The 25,807-nt window shown below is 65.7% G+C and carries 28 protein-coding genes and 1 pseudogene; 16 read left to right on the forward strand and 13 right to left on the reverse strand.

What is annotated here, in order from left to right:
- On the reverse strand, window positions 1–238 hold a 238-nt coding region (locus NU1_RS12135), incomplete at its 3' end, for an NAD(P)H-binding protein (RefSeq protein WP_157552120.1).
- Between the two features lie 206 nt (window positions 239–444).
- Between NU1_RS12135 and NU1_RS44205 the strand changes: the two are divergent.
- Together NU1_RS44205 and NU1_RS12145 are read left to right on the forward strand one after the other, a co-directional pair.
- Window positions 445–841 (forward strand): annotated as a pseudogene (locus tag NU1_RS44205) (RidA family protein).
- Window positions 842–1,080: 239 nt separating this feature from the next.
- Window positions 1,081–2,082 (forward strand): alpha/beta hydrolase, encoded by a 1,002-nt coding sequence (locus NU1_RS12145; RefSeq protein ID WP_157552122.1) that lies wholly within the window; start codon window positions 1,081–1,083, stop codon window positions 2,080–2,082.
- Window positions 2,083–2,237: 155 nt separating this feature from the next.
- Here the strand turns inward: NU1_RS12145 and NU1_RS12150 are convergent, their stop codons facing one another.
- Complete coding sequence (locus tag NU1_RS12150; protein WP_067520625.1) at window positions 2,238–3,182, reverse strand: alpha/beta hydrolase family protein; 945 nt, start codon at window positions 3,180–3,182, stop codon at window positions 2,238–2,240.
- A gap of 168 nt (window positions 3,183–3,350) precedes the next feature.
- On the opposite strand from NU1_RS12150, the gene NU1_RS12155 reads away from it, so the two are divergent.
- Entirely contained in the window at window positions 3,351–3,938 is a 588-nt protein-coding gene (locus NU1_RS12155; RefSeq protein ID WP_067520421.1) for a TetR/AcrR family transcriptional regulator, read from the forward strand.
- Window positions 3,939–3,990: 52 nt separating this feature from the next.
- Here NU1_RS12155 and NU1_RS41315 read toward each other — a convergent pair whose 3' ends face one another.
- Window positions 3,991–4,170: a hypothetical protein gene (locus NU1_RS41315; protein WP_157552124.1), complete on the reverse strand. Its 180-nt coding sequence runs from the start codon at window positions 4,168–4,170 to the stop codon at window positions 3,991–3,993.
- A gap of 250 nt (window positions 4,171–4,420) precedes the next feature.
- Here NU1_RS41315 and NU1_RS12165 point away from each other — a divergent pair, with 250 nt between their 5' ends.
- The 3 genes from NU1_RS12165 to NU1_RS12175 are packed head-to-tail and all read left to right on the forward strand — an operon-like array spanning window position 4,421 to window position 5,585.
- Window positions 4,421–4,855, forward strand: a complete 435-nt coding sequence (locus NU1_RS12165; protein ID WP_157552152.1) for an SRPBCC domain-containing protein — start codon at window positions 4,421–4,423, stop codon at window positions 4,853–4,855.
- Window positions 4,842–5,186 carry an ArsR/SmtB family transcription factor gene (locus tag NU1_RS12170; RefSeq protein ID WP_067520426.1) on the forward strand — a complete coding sequence of 115 codons (345 nt, stop codon included), beginning with the start codon at window positions 4,842–4,844 and terminating at the stop codon, window positions 5,184–5,186. The genes NU1_RS12165 and NU1_RS12170 overlap by 14 nt, the downstream gene beginning before the upstream one ends.
- A gap of 12 nt (window positions 5,187–5,198) precedes the next feature.
- Window positions 5,199–5,585, forward strand: coding sequence for a VOC family protein (locus NU1_RS12175; protein WP_067520428.1), 387 nt, complete (start codon window positions 5,199–5,201; stop codon window positions 5,583–5,585).
- 78 nt (window positions 5,586–5,663) lie between these two features.
- On the opposite strand, the gene NU1_RS12180 is transcribed toward NU1_RS12175, so the two are convergent.
- From NU1_RS12180 to NU1_RS12190, 3 genes are all read right to left on the reverse strand, one after another.
- Window positions 5,664–6,290: a TetR/AcrR family transcriptional regulator gene (locus tag NU1_RS12180; protein ID WP_067520429.1), complete on the reverse strand. Its 627-nt coding sequence runs from the start codon at window positions 6,288–6,290 to the stop codon at window positions 5,664–5,666.
- Between the two features lie 14 nt (window positions 6,291–6,304).
- The gene (locus NU1_RS12185) at window positions 6,305–7,696 is read right to left on the reverse strand and encodes an aromatic ring-hydroxylating oxygenase subunit alpha (RefSeq protein WP_067520627.1); all 1,392 of its coding nucleotides are present in this window, start codon (window positions 7,694–7,696) and stop codon (window positions 6,305–6,307) included.
- Window positions 7,697–7,839: 143 nt separating this feature from the next.
- Window positions 7,840–8,871 carry an AraC family transcriptional regulator gene (locus tag NU1_RS12190; RefSeq protein WP_067520431.1) on the reverse strand — a complete coding sequence of 344 codons (1,032 nt, stop codon included), beginning with the start codon at window positions 8,869–8,871 and terminating at the stop codon, window positions 7,840–7,842.
- Window positions 8,872–8,941: 70 nt separating this feature from the next.
- On the opposite strand from NU1_RS12190, the gene NU1_RS12195 reads away from it, so the two are divergent.
- Window positions 8,942–10,426: a flavin-containing monooxygenase gene (locus NU1_RS12195; RefSeq protein ID WP_067520433.1), complete on the forward strand. Its 1,485-nt coding sequence runs from the start codon at window positions 8,942–8,944 to the stop codon at window positions 10,424–10,426.
- Here the strand turns inward: NU1_RS12195 and NU1_RS12200 are convergent.
- Both NU1_RS12200 and NU1_RS12205 read right to left on the reverse strand, forming a co-directional pair.
- Complete coding sequence (locus NU1_RS12200; protein WP_157552126.1) at window positions 10,377–10,985, reverse strand: hypothetical protein; 609 nt, start codon at window positions 10,983–10,985, stop codon at window positions 10,377–10,379. The two genes, NU1_RS12195 and NU1_RS12200, sit on opposite strands and share 50 nt — an antisense overlap.
- Window positions 10,986–10,990: 5 nt before the next feature.
- On the reverse strand, window positions 10,991–11,815 hold the full coding sequence (locus NU1_RS12205) for a thioesterase family protein (protein ID WP_067520436.1): 825 nt from the start codon (window positions 11,813–11,815) through the stop codon (window positions 10,991–10,993).
- A 111-nt stretch (window positions 11,816–11,926) separates the two neighbouring features.
- Between NU1_RS12205 and NU1_RS12210 the strand changes: the two genes are divergently transcribed.
- Entirely contained in the window at window positions 11,927–12,511 is a 585-nt protein-coding gene (locus tag NU1_RS12210; RefSeq protein ID WP_067520438.1) for a YdcF family protein, read from the forward strand.
- A gap of 77 nt (window positions 12,512–12,588) precedes the next feature.
- Here the strand turns inward: NU1_RS12210 and NU1_RS12215 are convergent, their stop codons facing one another.
- Entirely contained in the window at window positions 12,589–14,052 is a 1,464-nt protein-coding gene (locus NU1_RS12215; RefSeq protein WP_067520440.1) for a dihydroorotase, read from the reverse strand.
- 142 nt (window positions 14,053–14,194) lie between these two features.
- On the opposite strand from NU1_RS12215, the gene NU1_RS12220 reads away from it, so the two are divergent.
- The 4 genes from NU1_RS12220 to NU1_RS12235 all read left to right on the forward strand — a co-directional run bounded on the left by NU1_RS12220 (window position 14,195) and on the right by NU1_RS12235 (window position 18,848).
- A complete protein-coding gene (locus tag NU1_RS12220) occupies window positions 14,195–15,382 on the forward strand; it encodes a CaiB/BaiF CoA transferase family protein (protein ID WP_067520441.1) in 1,188 nt (395 codons plus the stop codon).
- Window positions 15,379–16,221, forward strand: a complete 843-nt coding sequence (locus tag NU1_RS12225; protein ID WP_170264166.1) for a cyclase family protein — start codon at window positions 15,379–15,381, stop codon at window positions 16,219–16,221. Before NU1_RS12220 ends, NU1_RS12225 begins: the two co-directional genes overlap by 4 nt.
- Window positions 16,218–17,765 (forward strand): MmgE/PrpD family protein, encoded by a 1,548-nt coding sequence (locus NU1_RS12230; protein WP_245720080.1) that lies wholly within the window; start codon window positions 16,218–16,220, stop codon window positions 17,763–17,765. Before NU1_RS12225 ends, NU1_RS12230 begins: the two co-directional genes overlap by 4 nt.
- A gap of 111 nt (window positions 17,766–17,876) precedes the next feature.
- Complete coding sequence (locus tag NU1_RS12235) at window positions 17,877–18,848, forward strand: alpha/beta fold hydrolase (RefSeq protein WP_067520443.1); 972 nt, start codon at window positions 17,877–17,879, stop codon at window positions 18,846–18,848.
- A 59-nt stretch (window positions 18,849–18,907) separates the two neighbouring features.
- Here NU1_RS12235 and NU1_RS12240 read toward each other — a convergent pair whose 3' ends face one another.
- Window positions 18,908–19,804 carry a hydroxymethylglutaryl-CoA lyase gene (locus tag NU1_RS12240; protein WP_067520446.1) on the reverse strand — a complete coding sequence of 299 codons (897 nt, stop codon included), beginning with the start codon at window positions 19,802–19,804 and terminating at the stop codon, window positions 18,908–18,910.
- Between the two features lie 123 nt (window positions 19,805–19,927).
- On the opposite strand from NU1_RS12240, the gene NU1_RS12245 reads away from it, so the two are divergent.
- Window positions 19,928–21,136, forward strand: a complete 1,209-nt coding sequence (locus NU1_RS12245; protein WP_067520449.1) for a CaiB/BaiF CoA transferase family protein — start codon at window positions 19,928–19,930, stop codon at window positions 21,134–21,136.
- A gap of 11 nt (window positions 21,137–21,147) precedes the next feature.
- Window positions 21,148–21,765, forward strand: a complete 618-nt coding sequence (locus NU1_RS12250; RefSeq protein ID WP_067520452.1) for an isochorismatase family protein — start codon at window positions 21,148–21,150, stop codon at window positions 21,763–21,765.
- A 48-nt stretch (window positions 21,766–21,813) separates the two neighbouring features.
- Here NU1_RS12250 and NU1_RS12255 read toward each other — a convergent pair whose 3' ends face one another.
- Window positions 21,814–22,698: an alpha/beta fold hydrolase gene (locus tag NU1_RS12255; protein WP_067520456.1), complete on the reverse strand. Its 885-nt coding sequence runs from the start codon at window positions 22,696–22,698 to the stop codon at window positions 21,814–21,816.
- A gap of 99 nt (window positions 22,699–22,797) precedes the next feature.
- On the opposite strand from NU1_RS12255, the gene NU1_RS12260 reads away from it, so the two are divergent.
- Window positions 22,798–23,505, forward strand: coding sequence for a hypothetical protein (locus tag NU1_RS12260; RefSeq protein ID WP_067520459.1), 708 nt, complete (start codon window positions 22,798–22,800; stop codon window positions 23,503–23,505).
- A 20-nt stretch (window positions 23,506–23,525) separates the two neighbouring features.
- On the opposite strand, the gene NU1_RS12265 is transcribed toward NU1_RS12260, so the two are convergent.
- On the reverse strand, window positions 23,526–24,311 hold the full coding sequence (locus tag NU1_RS12265; RefSeq protein ID WP_067520461.1) for an IclR family transcriptional regulator: 786 nt from the start codon (window positions 24,309–24,311) through the stop codon (window positions 23,526–23,528).
- Window positions 24,312–24,462: 151 nt separating this feature from the next.
- Between NU1_RS12265 and NU1_RS12270 the strand changes: the two genes are divergently transcribed.
- The gene (locus tag NU1_RS12270) at window positions 24,463–24,948 is read left to right on the forward strand and encodes a flavin reductase family protein (RefSeq protein ID WP_067520464.1); all 486 of its coding nucleotides are present in this window, start codon (window positions 24,463–24,465) and stop codon (window positions 24,946–24,948) included.
- A gap of 34 nt (window positions 24,949–24,982) precedes the next feature.
- On the opposite strand, the gene NU1_RS43195 is transcribed toward NU1_RS12270, so the two are convergent.
- Window positions 24,983–25,789: an RNA-guided endonuclease InsQ/TnpB family protein gene (locus NU1_RS43195; protein ID WP_307643720.1), complete on the reverse strand. Its 807-nt coding sequence runs from the start codon at window positions 25,787–25,789 to the stop codon at window positions 24,983–24,985.
- Window positions 25,790–25,807: the final 18 nt, after the last annotated feature.

Below are 25,807 nucleotides of genomic sequence, written 5' to 3' on the forward strand. Positions count from 1 at the left end.
GCATGAACGGCCCGACCGTGGTCACCAGTACATCGCCGCGACCGAGCAGAGCGCGCACCGACGCGGGGTCGGCGACATCGGCGACCGCGGTCTCCGCACCGCCGAGGTCGGCTGCGAGTTTCTCCAGTGCGGTCGCGTCACGCCCGGCCAGTACTGGTGAAGCACCTTGCGCGGCAAGGACTTCGGCTGTCAGGCGCCCGGTGTATCCGGTCGCCCCGAACAATACGATCTTCGCCATTGCGGTCTTCTCTTCCGCTCGGTATCACGGCCACTGCATGCCGTTCCTGATATGTCTAGCACGTCATACGTGTGAGATACATAGACTCTCATTCTCTTACCGCATCACGGCTTCGCAATACCCGGTTGGACAGTGCGATCATCGGCGAGTGTCGGCCTGCCACAATGCGGTTGACGATGACTCGACTACCGAGAGGGAATGGGCCCATGCCGAAGAGCGTCACCCTTATCAGATCTCGCACACTGTCCGACATCGCCGAGTACGCCTACGCCGCAACGGCACCGGCGGATGCGCGACTGATCTTCCTCGCCGGCGCCTGCCCACTGAACACCGACGGCCATCGGGGATTACGCGGGCCAAGCCGCGAAGGCGGTCGAAAACCTGAGGACCGCCCTCCAGGAGGCGGATGCCGAACTCGAGAATGTGATCAGCACGCGAGTGCTCGTAGCGTCGTCCCAACAGGCAGACCTGGTCGAGGCCTGGGAGGTCGTCCGGGACGCGTTCGGCGAGCACGATGTGCCGAGCACCCTGATGGGCGTCACAGTGCTCGGTTACGACAATCAACTGGTCGAGATAGAAGCGGTCGCCGCTGTGCTGGATTGACATTGGGGGCGGTCCGGAGCATCCCCGGAACCGGGAAGTTTTCCGATATTCGTGAGTTCGATGGGCATGCCTGCCGGTCGAGTGGATGCCAGTGGTTTGACGTCGCCTCCTCCCGTCCACCTGTGTGTGATCTGTTGCCTACCGTTTGACAGCCCCCGACTGAAGGTTCTCAATTGGGCATATGTCCAGTTAACTCATGCTCCCGCACCGGAGCAGCGCGTTTCCGCACAGGAGTGATGATGAACCTTCGTAGTCTCGTACTCACTGCCATGCTCGCCGCCGCCTGCGCCGTGGCGACCGCCGCGACACCCATGGCGCACGCCGAACCCGACCGGATGTCGGAGACCGTCGATATCGCCTGTGGGGGTGACATCCGGCATCTGAGCACCGACTGGTACCTGCCCGATGGGCCCGCCGGGGGTTTGGTCTGGTTGCAGCACGGCTTCGCGCGCAGCAATGCGAATGTGGCCAGCCTCGCCGAGCATTTCGCCGCCGCCGGATACGTCGTCTTCGCACCCGCTCTGCCGTTCTTGGACCCGGCCGGTTGCACCCTGCAGAATCTCGGCGACAACACCGGATTCCTCGACAACATCGCGGAACTGTTCGCCACCGACGCCGAACCCGCCAACTCGTTGGCGCGCAGCTTCGCCGCGGCTACCGCAACGGCGAACCGCCCGGATCTGCGACTGCCGCGGCACACGGTCTTCGTCGGGCATTCCGCCGGCGGCGAGGCCGTCGAATACGTCGCGCGCCGACTGCACACCGATCACCCCGCCGCCTTCGCCGATCTACGCGGAGTCGTCCTGCTCGACCCGGTGAAGTCTTTCCTCGGCGACAACACCGACCAGGCCCTCACCGATCTCGACCACACCGACCTGCCGATTCTCGATATCGCCGCGAAACCCTCACCATGCAATCTCTTCGGAGTCGGCACCGACACCCTCCAGCGACTGCTGCACCGCCGATACCTCGGTATCCGCATCGGCACCGGAGTGCACACCGACGCCGAAGGCCCCAGCGGCGATTCGCTGGGCAACCTGTTGTGCGGCGATCCGACATCGGTGAACATCTCGACCCTGCAAACCCTTGCGGTCGGCTGGGCCACCGACTTCTTCACCGGCACCAGAACCGCCGACTACTACCCCGCCCACGCACCCACCGCCGATGCCGCCACCGCGCAGTCGGCCGTCACAGACGCGGTGTCGGCCGCACCCGAAGCCGAGATCCTGACCGGGTCGTAGCAGGAGCGTCCCGGAGCACCGGCTACGTCCGACATCGCCGGGACGACCTCGCCACTGAACTACACAGGCGAACCCTGACCTGGTCATCGCACGACCCGAGAAGAGCGGCTTCCGACGAGCCTCGCTCCAACCACTCGCCCCAGCTGGGTTGCGTCTCACTTGTTGTCGATACTTCCGCGGGAATCGGCAGACTCCGTGAGCTCGGCCTGCACCTGCTTCCACGCCGTATCATCGATCCCGAGGGCGCTGCGGAGGAAAGCCCAGGAAGCCTTGCGAATCAACGCAACTCGCTCGGGGCTTTCGTCGGTGGTGTCCTTGGCGTTGTAGCCGTGGACTCCGCCGAGGGAGTGTTCGGCGCCGAACACGGTGAGCAGGCTCCGGGCGCCGGGACTGAAAGTGTATGCGTCGGTGAACCAGTCGGGGCCGCGAGTCGAGAGGTGGGACTGGTCGGCGTCACCTGCGATCACCAGGGTCGGTGTGGCCAGAGCGTCGAAGTCGGGGTGCATGAAGGAGAAGTTCTCCGCCGCGAACGGCGTCAAATCCGCTCCACCGATGCCGGTCGTGGCAAGCAGCACACCGGCTTTCACACGTGGGTCGGTCAAGTCGGGGCCGGGCTGCCCGTCCGCGCCGACAACGCGCGCGCCGAGCAACATGCCGACGGTCTGCCCACCCCAGGAGTGCCCTGCGACGGCGATGCGGTCGCGATCAACGCGGTCGCCGAGGCCCGGGACAGCGGCGACGATGTGGTCGAGTTCGTCGAGGATGCGCGTGACGTCCTGGACCCGTATACGCCAGATATCCGAATACCGCGGGTCGGCGGGCGCAATGCCGAGCGTCCGCGAATCGAGGAACGTCGGCTGTACGACGACGAAACCGTTGCCCGCCCAGAAATCGACCAGCGGGTCGTACGCGGACATCGACTCGCCGAAGCCGTGCGCGAGGACCACGACCGGGAGATCCGTGCCGACGGCGGGTGCCGACACACGGATCTGGAGGTCGTCGCCGCGTGCCGGCGCGGGGAGGATGACCGGCTTGAGGCTGATGATCGGAGTGGTCAGGGCAGGGACGGCGTTCACGGCGAACGTGACAGATGTGGGCATGGGATTTCCTTCGATTGCGATGAACACCGCGTCCGCATCAGGTGCGGCGGCGTAGCTTCCGACGGCATGAACTACCGGATAGACTCTTAATCGGAACGCTGCTCCGAATATACGGAGCAGTGCTCCGCTTCGCAAGAGGAACCGAAAACCCAAGGAAAGGAAGGTTGCGTGAGCGCAGGCGACGAGCCACCGTCGACGAACGCGAACCCCGCCAAACGCGCGGACGCCCGGCGGAACGAGCAGGCCCTGCTCGATGCCGCGGCATCGGTCTTCGTCAGCGACGGCGTGGACGCACCCGTACGTCGGATCGCCGCGGTGGCGGGTGTCGGCATGGGCACCATCTACCGACATTTCCCCACGCGCGCGGACCTCGTCGTGGCCGTCTATCGACACCAGGTCGACGCCTGCGCCGAAGCCGGCCCCACCCTGCTCGCCACCGCGGCGTCACCGTTCACCGCACTGCGCCAATGGGTGGAACTCTTCGCAGACTTCCTGGTCACCAAGCACGGGCTCGCCGCCGCAATGCGTAACGACCCCGAGACCTTCACCGCCCTACACGCACTATTCCTCGATCGCCTGGTACCGGTGCTCGACGACATCCTGTCCGCCGCCCGCAGCGCGGGCGAGGTCACCGCGGATTTCACCACCTACCAACTGCTCCGAGCGATCGGCGACATCTGTGCGGGTGCGGAAATGGTTTACACGCAGTACGACGCGCGCCTCACCATTCGACTGCTACTCGATGGATGCCGATAGGACCGGAACACCACTTTGCGGCGTTCGACCGGCCTACGAGACCTGCTACACCTCACGACATCCCGCAATGCCGATCCCGATGGGTGCACGCCCTCAGCGCTTTCAACGCCGCGGTCAGCGAACCGCCGCCCGGCATCGATATCGAGGGCTGTCGGCCGTAGGTCGTCAGCTTCAGCTCGGCCACCTGTGCGACCAGCAGCCGATCACCGAAAGCGATGCTCCCAGCAGACATTTCGGGCTGGCGATAACCAAGGTCGCCGCTGAGGCACTCGACCGCGGTGATGGGGCGCGCCGCTGGTCGCCGTCTCCCGATTGATGGAACATCCGCGCCGACCACCGCCGCCAATCTCCAACCAACCGATTCGGGGAACCTTCGCGGCGATGAGATCCGCGCGGTTCCGACTACAGCGAGCCCACTTGTCGCAACCAACAGGTTGCGATAACATATAGCAACCCACTGGTTGCTATACATGGAGGTTGTGGTGCCGCTACCCGACCGCATAGAGCGCACTCTCGAACTTCACCATCCGCCCGACAAAGTGTGGAACGCACTGACTACGGCCGAAGGTCTCGGTAGCTGGTTCGGTTCCCGGGCCGAGATCGACGACCTGTGTCCCGGCGGCACGGTGCGGGTGTGGTGGGACGACGACGGACCGCACACCCTGTCGATCCAGACCGTCGAGCCGCCCCGTCGGTTCGCATTCACCTGGCCGATCGAGGGGCTACCGCCCAGCGATCCACGCCGGACACATGTGGAAATCTCGCTGGCACCGACGCCGACCGGCACCCGGCTCATGGTTGTCGACACCGGCTTCGCCCAGCTACCCGACCACCTGGCCAACGCGTACGAAGGCAATGTCAGCGGCTGGACGACGGAGCTGGCCGAACTGGCCGAGTACCTCGATGCCGCAGCCTGAGCAACGCGATCCCGAACTGATCGCCCAGGCGGTATTCACCGCGCTGGCCGACCCGACGCGGCGCGCTATTCTCGCCGAACTCGCCGCGCACGGCCCGGCGACCGCGACCGACCTGGCAGACCGATTACCCATCTCGCGGCAGGCGATCACCAAGCACCTCGGACTGCTGGCCGATGCCGAACTCGTCCGAGCCGAACCCGGCGAGCGGCGCCGTATCCGCTATTGCCTCCGGACCCATCCGGTGGCCGTGGCCCAGTCATTCCTCGCCGCACTAGCACACACCTGGGACGACCGCCTGGGTGCTCTAGGTGAACACCTCGATCGGACATAGGAGAACTGAACCATGAAGCCTGCATTCCGCGGCGGAAACAATATCGCCATGAAACTTCCCAAGGCCCAGTTCGACCGGACTGTCGCCTTCTACCGTGACGTACTGGGTATGGAAGTTACCGATGACAGCGGCGAAGCCATCGCCGAAGGAGTGGTCCAGAGCGCCGCAATCCGGTTCGGACCCGTAACGCTGTGGCTCGACCGTGTCGACAACTACGCGCATGCCGACCTCTGGCTGGAACTGTTCACCGACGACGTCGACCGGGCAACCGAGTACCTGGCCACGCACGGCATCCCGGTACAGGATGAGCTCGAACCACTTCCATCAGGCATGAACGCGCACTGGATCAGTAATCCGGTCGGGGTCCCGCATATCGTCCGACTATCCGACAACGGTTGAACCATTCAGCTGATCGAACGGGCCCACAGCACCGTGATTTCGGGGACCCTCTTGCCTACCGGCGGGAGCGGACATCCATCAATTGGACGCGTCCAGGAGTAGCCGCTCGAACAGTTCGTCGAGGATATCCATCTCGATCGGATCGGTGGCCGCCGCGGCGTGTGCGAAACCATCCACCACGGCGAGGATCAACCGCGCCACATGCATCGAATCCAGTTCCGCCGGAATCAGATCCGCCGCTTGGCCGCGGGTAACCGCCTCGGCCAAACCCTCCACCATGCCCTTGCTGACGGCCGCGAAGGGTTCCGAGAGTTCGGTGTGCCGGCGGGCGTCGATGGGTGCGGTGGCCACGAATCCGGCGAGTTCGGGGTGCTCGTGGTTGATCCGCATGGAGACGGCGAGTAGTGCCTTGAGGAGTTCGCGCACCGACAATGCCCCGGTGAGCGCCACCGCGGCTCGCTCCTGAATCTTCCCGTATACCTCCGTGCACACCGCTTCGAACAATTGGCTCTTGGTCCCGAAGTGGTAGTACACCGCTCCCGCGGTGACTCCGGCCAGCCCGGCGATCACGCTATTGGTCGCCGGGCCGTAGCCACTCTGAGCGAAGCATCGAATGGCGGCGTCGATTACTCGCTGTCGCGTTTCGACACTGTCGATCCCGGCCGGGCGGCCCGGACCGACCTTGCCCCGCTTACTTTCAGTCACCCTTTCATTCTTCCCTATGCGCCCAGGTGAGCGTCGAGGTCCCGGTGGAACTGCCGAATGCGGATTTCCTGATAGTTCGCCAGGGTGACGCCGGGTTTGGTCATGGCCTTCAGACCGCGTTGCACCTTCGGCAGATTCGACAGGTCCTGATTGAAGACCGGCACCAGGCCACCGAGTTCCGGTGCGGCACTGAAATCCTCATCCGGACCGAGCCAGTGCACCGGACCCGACTTCGGCTTCGGCACCCCGGGCGGCAGCGGGACGACCAGCATAATGTCCATCACGCAACGGTCCGGGTCATTGCCGTAGGGCCGGAACCGATAGGTGATCGGCGCGCCGATACCCGCCCAGGGGCACATATTCGGGAAGACGAAATACTCGATGGCGTCGAGGATTTCGGAGTCACTGACGGTGGACACATCGGTGCCCTGCTGAGCCATCCGCTGTCGCAGCGCCTCGGCGACAACGGGGCGTGCGGACTCGCCCTCGGGCACGGTGATCGAGCCGACACCCTCGGGATAGAAGTCCCGGAACATGGCGTCGAGGACGTCCTGGGGCTCCACGGCCTCCAGATGCGGACTGCTGGTGGCCTGCGGGGTGATCATTCGGTTGAATCCCGGCATTCCGTCACCGCCGGCATAGATGTCGTACTGGGTATTGCAGTCGCCCAGGTACTCCAGCAGCTGCGGATGCGTCGAAATGACGTGGTAGGACTCGATGAACGCCTCGAGGGCGACCTTCCAGTTGCAGTCGATCACCTTGGCCACGTGCACCGCTTTGAACCGGTCCTCGAGTTTGAAGTAGCTCAGGTGCTTGTCCACATCACCCAGGTAGTCCATCAACGCCGGGGCGTCCGGATCGAAATTGACGAAGACATATCCGGCCCACACCCCCGTCTTCGCCTGTGGCAGTGCGAATTCGGCGTCAGCGACATGCGGGAAGTCCCATCGGCTCGGCACTTCGGTGAGCGCACCCTCCAGATTCCAGGTGAAACCGTGGAAGGGACACCGCAATTGCTTGGCCTGCCCCGCGTCCTCACACAGTCGCGTACCCCGATGCAGGCAGGCATTGTGATACGCCCGAATATCCCTCTCCCGGGTGCGCACCACGATCAGGGACATATCGGCGATGTCGTAGACGACGTAGTCGCCCGCCTCGGGGATGTCCTCCTCGCGACAGGCCAACTGCCACACCTTCTTCCATACCTTCTCCACCTCCCTGCGGTGGAAGTCATGGCTCAGATACCGCTCCTTGTCGATGTCTTCGGAGCCCAGGTACTCATAGGACTCCTCCAGCAACGGCGGCGGCACCGCACGGCTATCGCCCGCCAGCAGGCTCTGCACGCTCGGCCCGGATGATCTGGCTTCCCCCGGTGCGAGATCTCGGGGCGCGCGGATATCGGTCATGACGTTCTCCAAGAAGGATGAATTCCCCTCCGAGAGAGGAACTTCGATGTTCTATGACCTACATCACTATTATATTGGTCGCCTAATTAGTCAAGCCCGCAGGCGCAATCCTGGATCCCGGCAACCACCGGGCGCGGGCGCGGTCAGCCGCGCACGGACTGCCTCGGCGTTCGGCCCGTCCATCTCCGGTAGGCGCGACTGAAACCGGCGGCATCGTGATAGCCCAGGCGGCGGGCGATTTCGGCGAGGGTGAGGCGGTCCAGGGTGAGCAGGTCGGCGGCCAGGGTCGAGCGGACCTCGTCGACCAGTTCACGAAAGGAGGTGCCGTCGGCGTGCAGCCGGCGGCGCAGCGTGCGCTCATCCATATGCAGGCGGGCGGCGATGGTGGCGGCGGTCGGGCCGGTATCGAGTTCGGCAAGGATGAGCGAGCGCACGCGCGCCGCGATTCCGCGGCGGGCTCGGCGCGCCTCGAGCATGCGACGACACTGCTCCTCCAGCATCAGCGCGGTGGTCGAATCCGCCTGCGGGAGCGGCTGATCCAGTAGATCGGCCGCGAAGATCACCCGGTGGTCGGCGGCGCCGGTGCGCAGGTCGACGCCGGGCAGGAGGCCACGCAGCGCGGCGGCGCGCGATGCGGTGAAGGCCGTCTCGACCCGCATGCCCCGCCTGACCCCGATCGCGTACGGGGTGAGGACGGCGATCTTGGTCAGTTCCCGTTCGACGAAGAAATCGCGGACATCGAAGGGGATTTCGGCATCGTCGAAGACGACGGCCAGATCTGGTCCATCCGGTTCCACAATCGGCTGGATGAATGCGAACGACAGTTCGGCGTAGCGCACGCCCAGGCGAATCGCTTCGCGCACGCTGGCACTGGAGAGCATCGCGTAACCCCAGACACCGAGTGTGCCGACCGTGTACCGCAGTCCGGCCGCCGCCCCGAGTCCGACGCTGTCGCCGACGCGCCCGATGATGGCGCGGGCGATGGCGAGTTCCTGCCCTGCTTCGACGAAGGTGTCGGGCCGCTCCAGATCGGTTCGGGTCAGGCCGGTACCGGCCAGGCATTCGGCCGCGGTCAGTCCGTGTTCATTGCCGAGTTCGAGGAGGATCCGCGCGGCTGCGGGGCCGCGCGGATGATCCCAGGTAGCCGGGTGAATCGTCTTCGCGCTCTCGGTCATGTCCGTAAATGACAATAGATGACCCGGAGCGGACATCGTGCGAAATCAGTCCCGCTTCTAGCGTCGAACCATGACGAGCAGGGCAGTGTCGGTCGCGATTATCGGGGCCGGATTCGGTGGACTGGCGGCGGCGATCGAACTGGATCGCCATGGAATCCATGACTACACCGTCTTCGAGCGCGGTGATTCCGCAGGCGGGGTGTGGCGGGCGAACTCCTATCCGGGCGCGGCATGCGATGTACCCTCCCCCATCTACTCGCTCTCCTACGCGCTGGAGACGGAGTGGTCGCGACGATTCGGTACGCAACCGGAGATCCATCGGTATCTGGTGCACACCGCCGATCAATACGGGGTGACCCCGCGGATTCGGTTCAACACCGATGTCACCTCGGCCGCATTCGACGAGGAGTCGGGGCGCTGGCGGGTCGAGACCGCCGATGGGGCGATCACGCATTTCGACGCTCTCATCTGCGCCACCGGGCAGTTGTCGCGACCGAAGCTGCCGGAACTCGAGGGTATGGATACCTTCGGCGGTGTCCAATTCCATTCGGCGGAATGGGATCACAGCGTCGATCTCACCGGTAAACGGGTGGCGGTCGTGGGTAGCGGAGCCAGCGCGGTCCAGGTGGTGCCCGCGATCGTCGACCAGGTCGAGAAGTTGAGCGTGGTGCAGCGCTCCGCGTACTGGGTGGGCAACAAGTGGGACCGTCGCACCAATCCGACCGTACGCAGGCTGCTCGGCACCATCCCCGGACTGGCCCGATGGCAGCACAATCTCGAATGGCTGTGGTACGAATCGCGCGCACCCTTCGTCGCACGGTGGGCGGAGCCGGTGCAGATCGGGTTCGAGCTGTGGTTGAAGTTCAAGATCCGCCGAGAGATCCGCGATCCGGCATTGCGGGCGGCGGTGACGCCGAAGTACCGCTTCGGCTGCAATCGAGTGCTGCTGTCCAATGCCTGGTATCCGGCCCTGGACCGCGACCAGGTGACGCTGCATTCACACGGCGTGGAACGGGTGACCGAACACGGGCTGCTGCTGTCCGACGGCACCGAGGTCGCCGCCGATGTGATTGTCTGGTGCACCGGGTTCACCGCCAGCGAGTACCTCGCCCCGATGGATATCACCGGCCGGGACGGGCGAAACCTGCACGCCGAGTGGAAGTCCGGGCCGTACGCCCATCTCGGCATCACTGTTTCCGGCTATCCCAACCTGTTCCTGATGTTCGGGCCCAATACCGGCTCCATCACCAACACCATCACCTTCATGCTGGAGAAGCAGGCGCGCTATTCCCGCATGGCGATCGAGCGCATCGCCGAACGCGGCGGCTGGCTCGATGTGCGCCGGGAGGCACAGGACGCCTACAACGAACAATTGCAGAACACCTTGCAGCGCACCGTATTCACGAGCGGCTGTCCCGGGTGGTACCACACCGACGAGGGCAAGGTCATCGCTGTCTGGCCGGGTTCACACGTCGGCTATGCCCGCGCGACCCGGGCGGTGGATTTCAGCCAGTACGAGCACGGCGGAACACGAGAAGCAATGGCGGAGCGGTGAATCCGCGCCGCTGGTTGTCACGCGGTTCACGTCGTCCCGAGCCCCGTTCGGTGGCGACGAGGGCCGCGAGCAACACCGCCTCCCCCGCGTTCCCGAGTGGCGGTACCGCGAACGCGGCGGCCGAGGCAGCGATCAGTACCAGCGTCGCGAGCGCGAGCCAAGGCCAGCCCGCCCTGCGCCACAGCATAATTCCGGCGATCAACAGCACAGCGGACACGACCAGCGCCGGAAAAGGGGGACCCGAAGGCGTCTCCGGAACGTAGCGGAGCGTCCCCGCGTACTCGCGCGGTATCAGACTCAGGTGGACGAGGTCCTCCAGCACACCCCAGATGACCAAGGCCCCGGCGAACAGCCACGCCCAGACCCGTCGGCCGGGCAGCAACCACTCCCCCGCCCACACCACCAACAACGGCGTCAATACCACGTGCCCGACAAACCGCCCCACACTCATCCCGTGCAGCGTCGCCCCCTCACCGATCAGGGCACCGAGCCCGAAAACCGCTGAGTCATAAGCAAGCCCGAGCCCGACCAACACGAGCAGCCATACCCGGGGCGGCATGCCGTTCACCCGAGGCTCGGTTCCGGAAATGACCGTTCGTCTGCGAAGGCGGCCAGATCCACCTGGCGGCGAGCATTCGAGATCCCGGTGACAATGCACGTACCCAGCGGCCCCGACCGGTCGTACATGGTGGCGGTGGCGACGGCGATCCCATTCGCCGCGACCTGATCCAGGGCCCGCAACCCCACCTCGGCCCCCGCTGGCAGACGCGACAGGGTCACCGTCACATCGGTATTGATGTACCCCACACCCTCAGTCCCCCAATTGCACACCAGATTGGTCGAATCACCGATAAAACCCGCCCGCTGGAATGCCGTGATGGGCTCGCCCTCCACCAATTCGGGCAGGTTGTGCCACACGCATTTGCGTTCACCGTTCTGACTCGCGGCGAAATCACCGGTCCACTCCAGCTCCCCGGACTTGAACAATGGCGGATCGCCATGGACGCCCATCAGTCGTTGCTCCGGTACCGGCAACTCCCGGGTCGCCTGCCACACCTCCCCCGGAGGTTGCTCCGCAACGGTCAAATACATCACGCTCGCCCGCGCCCGCACCTGGTCACGCTGCACAATCGTCGCATCGATCACCCGCACCCGATTGCCGTCCCGAACCACCTCGCTGCGCAACCGAATCGGCTCATTGAGCACCGGCCGAAACAAATCAACGGTGAACCGCGCCGGAATGAACCCCACCCCCGGACTGTGCCCCTCCAATTCCCGAGCCAGCAGCCCGCACACCCCGGTCCCACCGATCTGGTTGGCCGCCCACGGACTGACCATCATCTCGGTCGCGAGATAGTAATCGTCGACCTTGGTAAAGAACGCCACCACCGTGTCCGACCTCTTTCCTCACATCAAGATTCCTCGAATTAGAACACGTTTCAATACTGGATTGAAGGACCTGAGCGGGGTGCGAGGTCACGCCTGTGCTTGGCTGGACCGGTGCGGAAACGGACCTGGTTCACCAGCACCAGCCTCGTACTGCTCCTGCTCTGGGGCGAGTGGGCGAATTGGCGGGCATCGCGCAGGTTCGTGGGATCGGCCACCGGACCCGCCGAGGCCGTCGTAGTACTGGGATATCGCAATACCGGGACACGCGCCAACCCGATGAACCGGTGGCGGGTGCGGGCGGGGCTACGGTCCGTCGATCCGGATGCGGCCGAGAGTCGGCTGATCCTGTGTGGTGGGGCGTGTGCGGGCCCGTATAGCGAGGCCGCGCTGATGGCGCGGTACGCCGTCGACACCTGCGGATACCGCGGGGAGCCCGTCCTCGAGGAGCTGAGCCGAAGCACCTGGGAGAACATCGCTTTCGCGATTCCATATCTGGAAGACGTCGACCGGATCAAGATCGTCTCGATTCCCATGCATGCCGAGAAGGGCCGGCGCTATCTGCTGCGGCAGCGGCCGGACCTGGCGGCGCGCCTGGTACCCGGCGCGGAATATCGGTTCGGCGACTGGATGCCGCTGAAACCATTGGCCGCGCTCTATGGACTGCGTAGGGACGCCGACCGGGCGGCTTCCGGGTAATCACCGCCGCATGACCAACCAGACCACGCAACCGAGTTGAGCCGCGGCCAAGAGCACCAGTGCCATGGAAAGCATGGTCAGACCGGACCGCGACGGAGGTAGCGGCCGCGGGGGTCGCCCTGGACTTTGCCGTCGCGGTAGATGGTGTGACCGCGCAGGAAGACGTCGGTGACTCGGGCGTTCATGGTGAAGCCTTCGAACGGTGTGTATTCCTGGGCGGATTCGGAGTCGGCGGCCCGGACTGTCCATTCGGCGGTCGGGTCGATCAGGACGATATCGGCATCGAACCCCTCCGCGATGGTTCCCTTACCGGTCAGACCGTAGCGCTGGGCCGGGTTCCAGGCGGTCAGTTCGGCTATGCGCGACAGCGGCACACCGCGCTTGGCACCCTCGCCCACCAGACCCGGCAGCAGGTATTCGGCACCGCCGAAACCGGATTTGGCGGCGAAGATATCGTCGCGATCGGGGCCGAACTTCTGTTCATCGCGGCAGCAGGCGTGATCGCTGACCACCCAGTCGATTTCGCCTGCCAGGAGATGCTGCCAGAGCGCTTCGACGTCGGAGCGTTCGCGCAAGGGTGGGTTCACCTTGCCGCCGAGACCGTGGGCGGTGTCGACGTCGGCGAGCAGGTGGCCGATGGTGACCTCACGGCGGAAGTCCACGTGCGGGAAGGCCGTCGCCATGGTGAGCGCCGCCTCGACAGCCTTGGCCGAGGACAGGTGCAGCAGGTTGATATTCGCCAGGCCGGTCTCATGGGCAAGATAGGAGGCCATGGTGATGGCCAGACCCTCGGAATGCGGCGGGCGTGACGCGCTGTAGGCGCGGAGGCCGGTGAGGTTGCCTTCGCGCTCGACCATTTCCGTGTAGGCGGTCATGATCTCGGCCGTCTCGCAATGCAGTGACAGCGAGAGGCGGTTGCCGAAACGTTTACGCGCACTGTGGATTCCACGCATGACGAACTCGAAGTGCGCCAGGTCGTAGCGCTCGGCGGGCGGGATCATCAGGAAGTCGGCCTGGTCGGCGGAACGGCCGTGCAGGCCGTGACCGCCGTAGAACATGAAGATCTTGAACGAGGTAACGCCGAAGTCCTCGATCAGGGACGGTATTTCGGCAATATGTTCGGCGGTCATGGGGGCCAGATGCAGGGCGTGGTCCACGAATGACCGCCCGGCCATCCGGTCGAGCACCTCGGGGACGAAGTCGCGGTACGCGCCGCCACGGTTGAGGTAGTAGCGGCCGGTGCGCATATAGGTGATCGAGGTGGTGACACCGCCCTGGGCGCAGGCGCGACTCTCGCTCTCGGTATCGGCGGACAGCTCCTGATAGATGCCCCAGTGCTGATGCGCGTCGACCACCCCGGGGAAGGCCAGCAGGCCCTGGGCATCCACCACACGCTCGGCACCCGCGGTCGGCAGGTTGGATCCGATCCGGGCGATCACGCCATCGGCGACGGCGATATCCACCGGCTCCGGATGGTCGGTGGACGGGTCGCCCGGGCGCACCACGCGGGCGTTCCGGATCAGCAGGTCGGTCGCCGCCACGATTCACTCCAGTTTCTCTGTGCGAAACATCTTTACCAATTTTGCGATCATCGCAGTACTATGCGCTGATAGTCAATGCCGCACAGCCACTCTCGCGTTTCGGTGTGGGAAACAATCTGGCGGCAAGGTGAGGAGTTGAGCGATGGACGGTCCATTGTCGGGAATCCGGGTGTTGGATGTGGCGACACTGTTCGCCGGGCCGTTGGCGGCGACGATGTTGGCCGATTTCGGGGCCGAGGTCGTGAAGATCGAGCACCCACAGGGCGATCCGGTGCGCAGCCACGGCGCACAACGTGACGGGGTCGGACTGTGGTGGAAGATGCTGGGGCGGGGCAAGAAATCGGTGACGCTGTACCTGGGCTCCCCCGAGGGCCAGGAACTCTTCCGACGGATGGTCGCCGACGCGGATGTGGTGATCGAGAATTTCCGGCCCGGGACCCTGGAACGCTGGGGGCTCGGGTATTCCGAACTGCGCGAGATCAATCCGCGACTGGTACTGGCCCGGGTCACTGGATTCGGTCAGATCGGACCGTACGCGAGCCGTCCCGGGTTCGGGACACTGGCCGAGGCCATGAGCGGTTTCGCCGCCATCACCGGCGACGCGGATGGCCCACCCACCCTGCCACCCTTCGGACTGGCCGATGGAATCGCCGCGCTGGCAACCTCTTTCGCCATAATGACCGCCCTGAAGGCCTGCGACCGGGACGGACACGGCCAGCAGATCGACATGGCCATTATCGAACCGATCCTCACCCTGCTGGGCCCACAGCTCATTGCCTACGACCAACTCGGTGAACTCCAACCGCGCATGGGCAACAGATCGTCCAACAACGCGCCCCGCAATACCTATCGCACCGCCGACGACCGTTGGGTCGCGGTATCGACCAGCGCCCAGTCGATAGCGGAACGGGTGATGCGTCTGGTGGGACGTCCCGATCTGATCGAGCGGCCGTGGTTCACCTCCGGCGCCGAAAGGGCAAAGCACGCCGATGAACTCGATGCGGCGGTGGGCGGCTGGATTGCCGAACGCGATGCCGAAGAGGTGGTGCGCGCTTTCGAGAAGGCCGAGGCCGCCGTCGCACCCATCTACACCGCCGCCGATGTACTGGCCGATCCGCAGTTTCGAGCGCTGGGCACCATCGCCGAACTGCCCGACGACGAATTGGGAACTGTCCGAATGCAGAACGTGCTCTTCCGGCTCTCCGAAACACCGGGCCGCATCCGCTGGACCGGGCCACCACTGGGTGCGCATACCGCGGAGGTCCTGCGCGAGTACGGCGTGGATGCCGACCGGCTGGCCGAACTGCGCGCGGCGGGGGTGGTCCGATGACCACCCAGGACTCACGAGTGCAGCGCACACGGGACCCGCTGGTGCAGCTCGTGCGGGGCGGGGTGGACCTCATCGAGCTGGGTCAGCCGTTCTTCACCGGCATGCCGTGCTCCCCGAACCACCCCGGGTTCCGAATGACACTCGCCCGAAGGCACGGTGATATGGTCCGGCCCGACGGCGGCTCCGCGGCCAATGAGATCATCGTGACCGGCGGGCATGTCGGCACCCATATCGACGCGCTCAGTCACGTCAGCCACGATGGGTTGCTGCACGGTGGCGTCGACGCGATGGCCGCCCAGCGCGGCGGCGCGTTCACCGCGCATGGAGCCGAACACCTGCCCGGCTTCCTCCGGCGCGGCCTCCTGCTCGATATCGCCCGCCTGCGCGACACCGATACGCTCCCCGGCGGTTACGAGGTGACCGTCGACGATCTGGCACGCGCGGCACAACAGGCCGGGGTGGAACCGGAGGCCGGGGACGTAGTGCTCATACGCACCGGGTGGGCACGCCTATTCGACACTCCGACAGCGTATTCGGGCGGACAGTCCGGCGTACCCGGTGTAGGTGTCGAGGCCGCGCGCTGGCTCGCCGGTCGCGGTATCGCCGCCACCGGTGCCGACACCACCGCATACGAGCGCATCGCACCCGGCGCCGGCCACAGCGTGCTGCCCGTGCACCGGGTGCTGCTGGTGGAATCCGGTATCTATATCCTCGAGCACCTCAATCTGGAAGCGCTTGCTGCCCAAGAGCTTTTCGAGTTCGCCTTCATGCTCGCGCCGCTACGCATAGTCGGCGGAACCGGGTCGCCGGTGCGCCCACTCGCGGCGGTGACCCGATGAGCGGGCCCGACGAGCGCGTACGCGGAGACGTTGCGCAGAGCGAGGCCGACGGCCGCGTACGCGAAGGCATGGCCCCGATCGAGGCCGCCACGAGGCCGCGCGAAGGCGGTGCGCGCAATGGCGATGGCGAGTCGACAACCGGACGAACAATCGTGCAGCGGCTGGCGGAATTCGCCGCCACGGCTCGGGATCGGGGCGTGGGCGCGGAGCTGCGCGGCGACGCCGCGCGGCGCGTACTCGACGTGCTCGGCAATAGCCTGGCCGCGCAGCGCACTCCCGCGGCCGCTTCGGTGCGGTCCCTGATCGAGGAATGGTCGGGCAGGCCCCGCGCCACCGCACTCGGCCTACCGGATCGCCATCCGGAGGCCAGCGCGGCCCTGCTCAACGGAACCCTGGCCCACGCACTGGATTTCGATGACACGCACCTTCCCTCGGTGCTGCACCCCTCGGCCTCGGTGGTCCCCGCCGCCCTCGCCGTCGCGGAGGGCGCGGGCGCGTCCGGTGCGGCACTCCTCGATGCCGTCGCGGTCGGCGTGGAGATCACCGTTCGGCTCGGGATGGCCGGATACGACGAGCAACTCGGCAATTCGGTGTTCTTCGAGCGCGGACTCCACGCCACCGCCATCTGCGGCGCGCTCGGCGGTGCGGCGGCAGCGGCCATGCTGTCGGGCCTCGACACCGACGGTATCGCGCACGCGATCGGTATCGCCGCGAGTATGGGATCGGGCCTCCTCGAAGCCAATCGCACCGGCGGCACCGTGAAACGCGTGCACTGCGGCTGGGCCGCGCACGCGGCGGTGACCGCGGCCGACCTGGCCCGGCACGGATTGACCGGCCCACCGACCGTTATCGAGGGCAGATTCGGTCTGTTGCAGGCATTCTGCGGCGACCAGGCCGTGCCATCGGCGATTACCGACGGCCTCGGCGCGCACTGGGAGCTACCCGGGGTGTTCTTCAAGCCCTACCCCTGCAATCACTTCACCCACGCCGGTATCGATGCCGCCCTGCGCCTGCGCGCCCGCGGTGTCACCGCCGCCGATGTGACGAGTCTGATCCTGGGCGCTCCCACCCCGGTGCTGCGTACCATCGGTGAACCCACCGCGGCCAAACGCCGCCCCGAATCCGGTTACCACGCCGCCTTTTCCGGCCCCTACACGGTCGCGGCGGCGCTGCTCGGCGGCGGCGGTCTCGGCCTGTTCCACGAGGACTTCACCGACGACGCGGCCCGCGACCCGGACCGGCTCGCCCTGGCCGCCAAGGTCGAATGCGTCCCCGACGCGCACTGCGACGAGATCTTCCCGCACCAGTTCCCCGCCGTCCTCACCGCCGAACTCCGGGACGGTCGCAGCTACACCGAACGTGTGAACGCCAATCGCGGCGGACCGGGAAATCCGTTGTCCGCCGACGAGCTGGCGACCAAGTTCCGGATGAACGCGGCAGGCGTGCTGCCCCCGGGTCGGGCCGAAGATATCAGCGAAATTGTCTACGGGCTAGCTGATCTCCTTGATCTGGACAAGCTGCTGGGCCTGCTGCGAAAGACCTGACACGACCCGCTGCGTCAACACACCGTGAGCTATTGACTCATGGCCGTTTCAGACCGCTAATAGAGCGCGAGAAATGGAACAGCGTTTCTCAATGAGAGACAAGGACGTCCTTTGAGATTCCGACGACTGCTGGCCGCGACATGTTCAATCGCCGCCGCCCTCATCGCCTTCACCCCTGCCACCCCCTTCGCGAGCGCGGACACCACGGTCACCAAGGTGTCGAACCGGGTGGAGATCCGTTGCGCGTTCACCACACTGCGCCAGAGCAGCGACTGGTACTTCCCGGCGGGAACGCCGAAGGCCCTGCTCTGGTTGCAGCACGGCTTCGCCAGCGCCAACGACTCGATGGACGATACGGCCGGGAAGTTCGCCGACCAGGGCTTCCTGGTGTTCGCCCCCACCCTGCCGACGGCGAATATCTTCGGGTGCACCGTGCAGAATCTCGGCAACAACACCAACTTCCTGCACAATGTGGCCGACCTGTTCGGCAAGTCCGCCGATGCGAACGACAAGCTGGGGCGCAGCTTCGCCGACGCCAAATCCAAGGCGGGACGGACGAATCTCGCACTGCCCGGTTCGTTCGTCTTCGCCGGGCACTCGGCCGCCGGTGAGGCCGTCCCCTACGTCGCACAAAGACTGCGCTCCGACTACGCCGCCGCCTTCGGGAAGCTGCGCGGAGTAATCCTGTACGACCCCGTAAAGAGCATCATCGGCAACAACCTGAGCAGCTCACTCAACCACCTGAGCAACACCACACTCCCGATCCTCGCCGTCAGCGCCCCGCCATACAGCTGCAATAGCAACGGCAGCGGCACCAACATACTGCTCAACCAACTGCAACGACCGTTCCTGGGCGTCCGGCTGACGAGCGGCTCACATATCGATGTCGAGGCCTCCAGCGCACCCGGACCGGACAAGGTTGCCTGCGGCGCACCGCAATCGAAGAATGTGGCGGCGTTGCAGCAGCTGTCCGTGGGATGGGCCGGTGACTTCGTCAGCGGTTCGACAACCGCCGACTACTACCCGGGCGGCGGATACTACGAGAGCCTGCGCACGGCGGGCACCATCACAACCCTGAGCTGAGCCCTGCTCTCCGTCATCGCGGGCGGACGCGCCCCGCGATGACGGGGAGCCGAGCCGACTCAACCGGCCGACGGAAATCCACCGGCTCGACCGAGCAGAGCGGGGACGGGTGTACCCAGCACATCGCCCAGCCACACCCCGGTCTCACTCACCAGATCCATCCGCACTCCGGTCGTGACACCCATGCGGTCGAGCATGTAGAGCAGATCCTCGGTGGCGATATTCCCGGTGGCGGCGGGGGCGAAGGGGCAGCCACCGATGCCGCCGGTACTGGCGTCCAGCACTCGCGCCCCGGCATCGAGGGCGGCAATGGCATTGGCGTACCCGGTATTTCGAGTGTTGTGGAAGTGGCAGCGCAGGGCTGCGGCGGGAGCGAGTGCGGCGGTACCGGCGATCAGGGTGCGTACCCGGTCGGGTGTCCCGACGCCGATGGTGTCGGCGAGCGCTATCTCGTCCGGTTCGGCCTCGGCGACGCGGCGCACCAGATCGAGGACGGTCGCCGCGGACACCTCACCCTCGAAGGGGCAGCCGAAGGCGGCGGCAATGGTCACGGTGCGGCGCAGTCCGGAATCCGCGGCACGCTTCGCCAGCGTGTGCCAGCGCTGGATACCTTCGGCCGTCGTACAGCCCTGGTTGCGATGACTGAAGGTATCGGTCGCCACCACCACGACATTGATCTCGTCCACGCCCGCGGCCATCGCGCGGTCGAGTCCGCGGTCGTTGAACACCAGTCCCGCGTAGGAGACGCCCGCCACACGTGGCACCCCCGCCATCACCGCCTCGGCGTCGGCCATCTGCGGAACCCGCTGCGGATGCACGAAACTCACCGCTTCGATGCGCCGCAGTCCGGCCTCGATGGATCGCTCGATCAGGCGGATCTTAGCCGCGGTCGCGATGATCTCGGACTCGTTCTGCAGTCCGTCCCTCGGCGCGACTTCCAATACGGTGACATCCACGGGGCCTCCCGAATACGTTTGCCTTGCAGCACTGTTTCACTGAGGGATACAGTGTCACCATTCACCGTACACCGACCGCCTTCTCGCGCGGAATCGGTTGCACCCCAAGAATGGAGAGGCCGCATGCCAGCCGACACGACCACCGGGCCCCTGGCCGATCTGCGCGTTATCGAGATGGGCCAGCTGCTGGCCGGACCGTTCTGCGGACAGCTGCTCGGCGATTTCGGAGCCGAGGTGATCAAGCTGGAAGCACCCGGCGTCGGAGATCCCATGCGCCAGTGGGGACGTGAACAGTCCCAGGGCAAGTCGCTGTGGTGGCCGGTGGTCGCCCGCAATAAGAAGTCGGTGACCTGTGATCTGCGCAATCCGGAAGGCCAACGCCTGGCGCGCGAACTGATCGCCGACGCCGATATCGTGATCGAGAACTTCCGCCCGGGCACCATGGAGCGCTGGGGACTGGGCTACGAGCGGCTGCGCGAGATCAATCCCGGCCTGATCATGGTGCGGGTCACCGGTTACGGGCAGACCGGGCCGTACGCGCCGCGCGCCGGATACGGTTCCATCGGCGAGGCGATGGGCGGAATCCGCTACACCACGGGCGATCCCGAGAACGCCCCCGCTCGCACCGGCATCTCGATCGGCGATTCCCTGGCCGCGGTATTCGCCACCATCGGCACGCTCGCCGCAGTCCACCACCGTGAGCGCACCGGACAGGGTCAGCTGGTGGACTCGGCCATCTACGAGGCGGTACTGGCCATGATGGAATCACTGCTGCCGGAGTACGCCATCACCGGATACCAGCGCGAACGCACCGGATCGGTACTGCCCAATGTCGCGCCCAGCAATGTCTATCCCACCGCGGGCGGCGAGATGGTCCTCATCGCCGCCAACCAGGATTCCGTCTTCACCCGGCTCACCGAACTCATGGGCAGACCCGAACTGGCCGTCGACGAGCGGTATTGCAACCACACCGCTCGGGGTGCGCGCATGGCCGAACTCGACGAGCTCATCGCGACCTGGACCGCCACCGCCGATGCCGAGGAGCTCCTGGAGAAACTGCATACAGCGGGCGTTCCGGCCGGACGCATCTACACCGCCCGGGATATGTTCACCGATCCGCATTTCGCCGCCCGCGAGGCCATCGTCCGGATCACGCATCCCGAACTGGGTGAGCTGCCCATGCAGAACGTCGTACCCAAGCTCAGCGCCACACCCGGCTCCGTGCGCCACGCCGGACCCGAACTGGGCGAACACAATGCCGAGGTGTACGGCGAATTACTCGGCCTGGACGCCGACCAGATCGCCAAGCTCGCCCAAACCGGCGTTATCTGAGGGGAATTCACATGAGAGATCTCGACGACGACGCGCGCAGCGCTGGATACGGAACACCGCTCGGAGCGGGAGAACACCCCGCGGTATTGGTGATCGATATCTGCGCCGCCTACCTGACCGACGGCTCACCGCTGCGCGCCCCCGTGGAGGATGCGGTGCACGCCGCCGCGACAGTGGTGAAAGGTGCCCGCGCGGGCCGATATCCGGTCCTGTTCACCCGCGTTTCCTACCGCCCCGGCACCACCGAGGGCGGACTCTTCCGCCGCAAGATACCCACCCTGTCCGTCTTCGAGGAGGGCAACCCGCTCGGCGATTTCCTCGACGACCCCGCCCCACTGCCCGGCGATACAGTGGTGACCAAGCAGTACCCCAGCGCCTTTCACGGCACCGCGCTGGCCGCCAATCTGACCGCGGCGGGCATAGATACCCTCCTGATCGTCGGGCTCACCACCAGCGGCTGTATCCGGGCCACCGCCACCGACGCCATGCAGCACGGTTTCCGCCCGCTGGTTGTGGCCGACGCCTGCGGCGACCGCGATCGGCGACTGCACGAGGCGAACCTGTTCGACTTGAACGCCAAGTACGCCGATGTCATCGATCTCGACGCGGCACTGCGGGTACTGAGCTGACCGGTTGGCACACGCGATATCGCGTGTGCCAACCAGACATTGTGCGCCTCAGCGGATTTCGACGCGCACCGCCGCATCGGTGCGCGGACCGATCTCGTATACGTACTCCCGCGCCGCCTGATCACCGAGCTGCGCCAGGAACCACATGGCGGTCCAACGCGCCGCGGTCGCAATGCTTTCCGCACGCGATACCGTCCCCGTCCGGAGATCAGGAGCGGCACCCGGCGGATTATCGATATCGGCGAGCCCGAAATGGTTGACACCCAACAGATTCACGAATGCCGCCGATGGCGCGCCGGACAGGCTGGTGAAGCTCTGGTACGCCTCGTCGAGTTCACTCACCCCGTCGTCGGCGCCATTGATGTACATGACCGGGATATCGCGCACCGTGACCGCGTCCACGGTGCTGCCGATGGTCGTATTGGTGCCGTGGCCCACAACCGCCTTCAGTTCCGGTGGATGCCGGAACCCGAGGCCGAAACAGAAGGGGATCTGACAACGGTCGGCGGCGGCGTACAGTGCCGCCGCGCCGCCGTAGGAATGTCCGGTGACCACCAGCGTGGTGGGGTCGACGAGCTGTCCGACGGTCGAATTCGGATCGGCCACGCGGTCGCGCACCCAATCCATCACATCGGTCAGGGCGAATTCGCTGGGCAGACTGTAGCCGGGCATGACGTAGCGCTCGGGAACAACCACCACGAAGCCATAATCGGCGACCATCGCGGCGAACCGGGCGTAGTGAGCGCGTCGCACATTCGCGCCGGGCAGCAGCAGTGCCACCGGCAGCCGACGGTCGGCCTTCGCCGGGTACCAGACGGTGGCCGCATCGGCCGCGATGCGGGTTTCCTCATGGCGCACACCACTATCGGCGGACGCGACGGGAGCGGTGGTGAGTAGGAGCAGGGACAGGGTGGCCGCGATCAAACCGCGCATGGGACCCCGTTTCGTTTGTGGAAACAGTGTTTCGATGTGAAACTATCGGCGGAGCTTACAACGAAACACCGTTTCGCAGAAGAGAACAGGGAGAGATGGATGGGCGCACACCTCAACGGCTGGTGGATTCTGCTGCACCTGGTGCTGTTCGTGTTCTGGCTGGGCGGCGACCTGGGCGTCTTCTACTCCAGCAGGTTCGTGATCAACCCCGAGCTGACCCCACCCGCCCGGTCGGCGGCACTGTCCATCATGAGCGGACTCGACCTCGGCCCGAAGATCTGCCTGGTGTTGTTCCTGCCCAGCGGCATCACGCTCATGGCCCTGGAACCACATGGCGCGGCGCTGTGGGGAATCGAGTTCTTCCCGTGGTGGATGGTGGTTGGGGTATGGCTGTTCGCGGGAGTCTGGTTGGCGCTCACCGTGATTCAACACCGCACGCATGGACGGTTCACCTGGGTGCAGCGCGGCGACCTCGCCATTCGGTTCGCGGTCATCGGCGCCATGGCGACCGCCGGGATCTACGCGCTCATCGCCACCGAACCATTCGGGGTCACCACCAATCCCAAATGGCTGGGCGGCAAGATTCTGCTCTACACCGCCGCCATCGCGGCCGGGCTCGGCATTCGAATGACCTTGCGCCCCTTCGGCCCCGCCTTCGGGGCACTCATGACGACTGGCTCCACCGCCGAGGTCGAGAAGACCCTCCGCAGCAGCGTGAACGGCTGCCTACCGTATGTCTGGGTGATCTGGGGCAGCGTGCTCGCGGCGGCGGCGCTGGGGGTGTTCAAACCCGGCGTCGAACTGTGACGTCGGGTCGATATCGCACGCTAGGCCGAATATCCCAGCTGGGCCGATACCGCGGCGGTCGCCTTCTCCAGCAACGGCAGGCATTCCTTCATCCGCGGCTCGAACCGCGACAGCGGGCCGCATACGCTGATGGCGGCCACCACCCCGCCATCGTGGTCGAGCACCGGTGCGGCAACCGATGCCGCACCGATCTGCCGCTCCCCCAGCGAAATCGCGTAACCGCGCTTGCGGATATCGGCGAGTTCGGTGCGCAGTTTGCGCGGCGTGGTGATGGTGGCGTCGGTGAACGGCGTCAGTTCGTGCCGGTCCAGGTACTCATCGATCTCCTCCTTGCGCAGGTGCGCCAGGATGACCTTGGAGGAACTGCCCGCGTGCAGCGGATACGGCACCCCGAGGGCGACCTCCATCCGCAATTCCTGATCCGGCACAACCTGATCCACGTACATGCGGGTATCGCCGCGGCGGATCGAGAGGGTCGCGGTATCGCCGGTGGCGGCGGCCAGCCGGCGCAGCTCCGGAGCGGCCATGACACGCAGGTCGGTGCGCGCGAGATAAGCGCGCCCCAGGGCGATGGCGGCGTGACCGAGGGCGTAGCGCCGGGTGGTCGGCTCCAGGGTGATCAGTTCGCGATTGCGCAGCGCGGTGAGAATGCGGTGCACGGCGGCCTTGGTCAGGCCCAATTCATTGGCGATCTCGGTGACCCCGAGATCGGGTCGGCCGGTACGGCCGAACAGCAACAATACGTCCATGGCCCGTTCGACGGCGGCGATGGAACGACTCTGACTCTCGGCCTCGTTGTCCGACACGAGTACAGCTTAGGGCACGTGATTTCCCGATGGGAAACGGCTCACCGAATTCCGCTCCAGCACAGCATTCCCCCGGTCGACGGCTTGCACGGCTCCGCCGACGGCGTTACCGTGTGCGTAACAGCGTTTCCACTATCGAAACGGAGCCACCGTGGATTCGACGAATCTCCGTGCGGTACTGGCACAGTGGGCCACCGGCGTCGTCATCGTCACCACGACTCGCGACGATGGTCAACGACACGGCATGACGGCCAGCTCATTCACCAGTGTGGCCCTCGATCCGCCGCTCGTCTCCATATGTCTCGCCTCGACGAGCACCACCTGCCGATTGATCCGGCGCAGCGGCGTTTTCGCCATCAATGTGCTCGGACACGACCATGAGGACATCAGCCGCCGGTTCGCATCGCCGAATATCGATGTCGGCGACCGTTTCGGACTCGGACAGTGGCAGCGCGCACCCAGCGGGGCGGCCGTGCTGACCGACGCGGTGGCCTGGCTGGACTGCGCGGTCGCCGCCTGCCATCCGGCCGGCGACCACACCATTGTGCTCGGCCTGGTCCAGGAGGCCGCCGCACCCCGGCCCGCGCCCCCACTCATCTATCACGACCGCACCTACTACGAGGGGATTGCCCGTTAACGCTTCCTCGGCCCGAAGGCCGGGGATTTCACGCTCAGACCGCAACCGAACCTACCACCGGAAGGCGGTGACCCGATTGACTGACATCCTCGACACGTGTGTGGCCGCGCTCTGCCACAGCCAGAATCACCCTGGCGGCGTTGCGATCCCGGCCCTCGGTAAACCCACAGGCGTGGCATCGGAAAACTCTCTCGGCGAGTTCGAGTCGCTGCTTGGCTCTCGCGAAACAACTCGAACACGTCATGGTCGTATGCGCGGGCCGCACCAACACCACCATCCGGCCGGCCCGCTCGCCCCGCTCGATGATTTCCCGTTTCGCCGCGCCGATCTCCGCGTCCGCGGCCTTGCGAGCCATCGTGGACTTCGCCAGAAACTTCGGCGTGAAGTCCTCCACCGCGATCACATCATGGTTATCAACTACGCTCTTGGCCCACATCCGCGCATCATGTTGAGTTTGCCGGGCCGCCTTCTTGTGCAGCTTCGCCACCATACGCGCGGCCCGCTGATACCCGCGCGACTGCGGCCCACCTTTGCGGTGCCGTCGAGAACTCTTGCGTTGCGCCCGCGCAAGTTCGGACGCACAACGCGCGCGGTGACCCCGATGCGGCAGATCGAACGCGGGGTCGGTCGTGGTGGCCGTGGTCCGCACGCCCCAGTCGATACCGATACTGCCCTCGGCCATAGCGGCAGGTTCAACAGTGCGGTGCACGACGAACGAGGCATACCAATGCCCCAAGGAATCCTGGGTGATCCGCACGCTGGTCGGCTCCGGTGGCAACTCCCGCGACCACACCACCGGGATACGGACACCCTTCGCCAACACCAGACGACCGTCATTGATTGTGAAGCCTCGGCGCGT

The sequence above is a fragment of the Nocardia uniformis NBRC 13702 genome (assembly GCF_001613345.1).
GTDB lineage: Bacteria > Actinomycetota > Actinomycetes > Mycobacteriales > Mycobacteriaceae > Nocardia > Nocardia uniformis.

Bases quoted from the DNA above. Each gene is read 5' to 3' on its own strand.
- NU1_RS12145 (WP_157552122.1), top strand. From the start codon at position 1,081: ATGAACCTTCGTAGTCTCGTACTCACTGCCATGCTCGCCGCCGCCTGC.
- NU1_RS12150 (WP_067520625.1), bottom strand. From the start codon at position 3,182: ATGCCCACATCTGTCACGTTCGCCGTGAACGCCGTCCCTGCCCTGACC.
- NU1_RS41315 (WP_157552124.1), bottom strand. From the start codon at position 4,170: ATGTCTGCTGGGAGCATCGCTTTCGGTGATCGGCTGCTGGTCGCACAG.
- NU1_RS12170 (WP_067520426.1), top strand. From the start codon at position 4,842: ATGCCGCAGCCTGAGCAACGCGATCCCGAACTGATCGCCCAGGCGGTA.
- NU1_RS12175 (WP_067520428.1), top strand. From the start codon at position 5,199: ATGAAGCCTGCATTCCGCGGCGGAAACAATATCGCCATGAAACTTCCC.
- NU1_RS12185 (WP_067520627.1), bottom strand. From the start codon at position 7,696: ATGACCGATATCCGCGCGCCCCGAGATCTCGCACCGGGGGAAGCCAGA.
- NU1_RS12190 (WP_067520431.1), bottom strand. From the start codon at position 8,871: ATGACCGAGAGCGCGAAGACGATTCACCCGGCTACCTGGGATCATCCG.
- NU1_RS12195 (WP_067520433.1), top strand. From the start codon at position 8,942: ATGACGAGCAGGGCAGTGTCGGTCGCGATTATCGGGGCCGGATTCGGT.
- NU1_RS12200 (WP_157552126.1), bottom strand. From the start codon at position 10,985: ATGCCGCCCCGGGTATGGCTGCTCGTGTTGGTCGGGCTCGGGCTTGCT.
- NU1_RS12220 (WP_067520441.1), top strand. From the start codon at position 14,195: ATGGACGGTCCATTGTCGGGAATCCGGGTGTTGGATGTGGCGACACTG.
- NU1_RS12225 (WP_170264166.1), top strand. From the start codon at position 15,379: ATGACCACCCAGGACTCACGAGTGCAGCGCACACGGGACCCGCTGGTG.
- NU1_RS12230 (WP_245720080.1), top strand. From the start codon at position 16,218: ATGAGCGGGCCCGACGAGCGCGTACGCGGAGACGTTGCGCAGAGCGAG.
- NU1_RS12245 (WP_067520449.1), top strand. From the start codon at position 19,928: ATGCCAGCCGACACGACCACCGGGCCCCTGGCCGATCTGCGCGTTATC.
- NU1_RS12250 (WP_067520452.1), top strand. From the start codon at position 21,148: ATGAGAGATCTCGACGACGACGCGCGCAGCGCTGGATACGGAACACCG.
- NU1_RS12255 (WP_067520456.1), bottom strand. From the start codon at position 22,698: ATGCGCGGTTTGATCGCGGCCACCCTGTCCCTGCTCCTACTCACCACC.
- NU1_RS12260 (WP_067520459.1), top strand. From the start codon at position 22,798: ATGGGCGCACACCTCAACGGCTGGTGGATTCTGCTGCACCTGGTGCTG.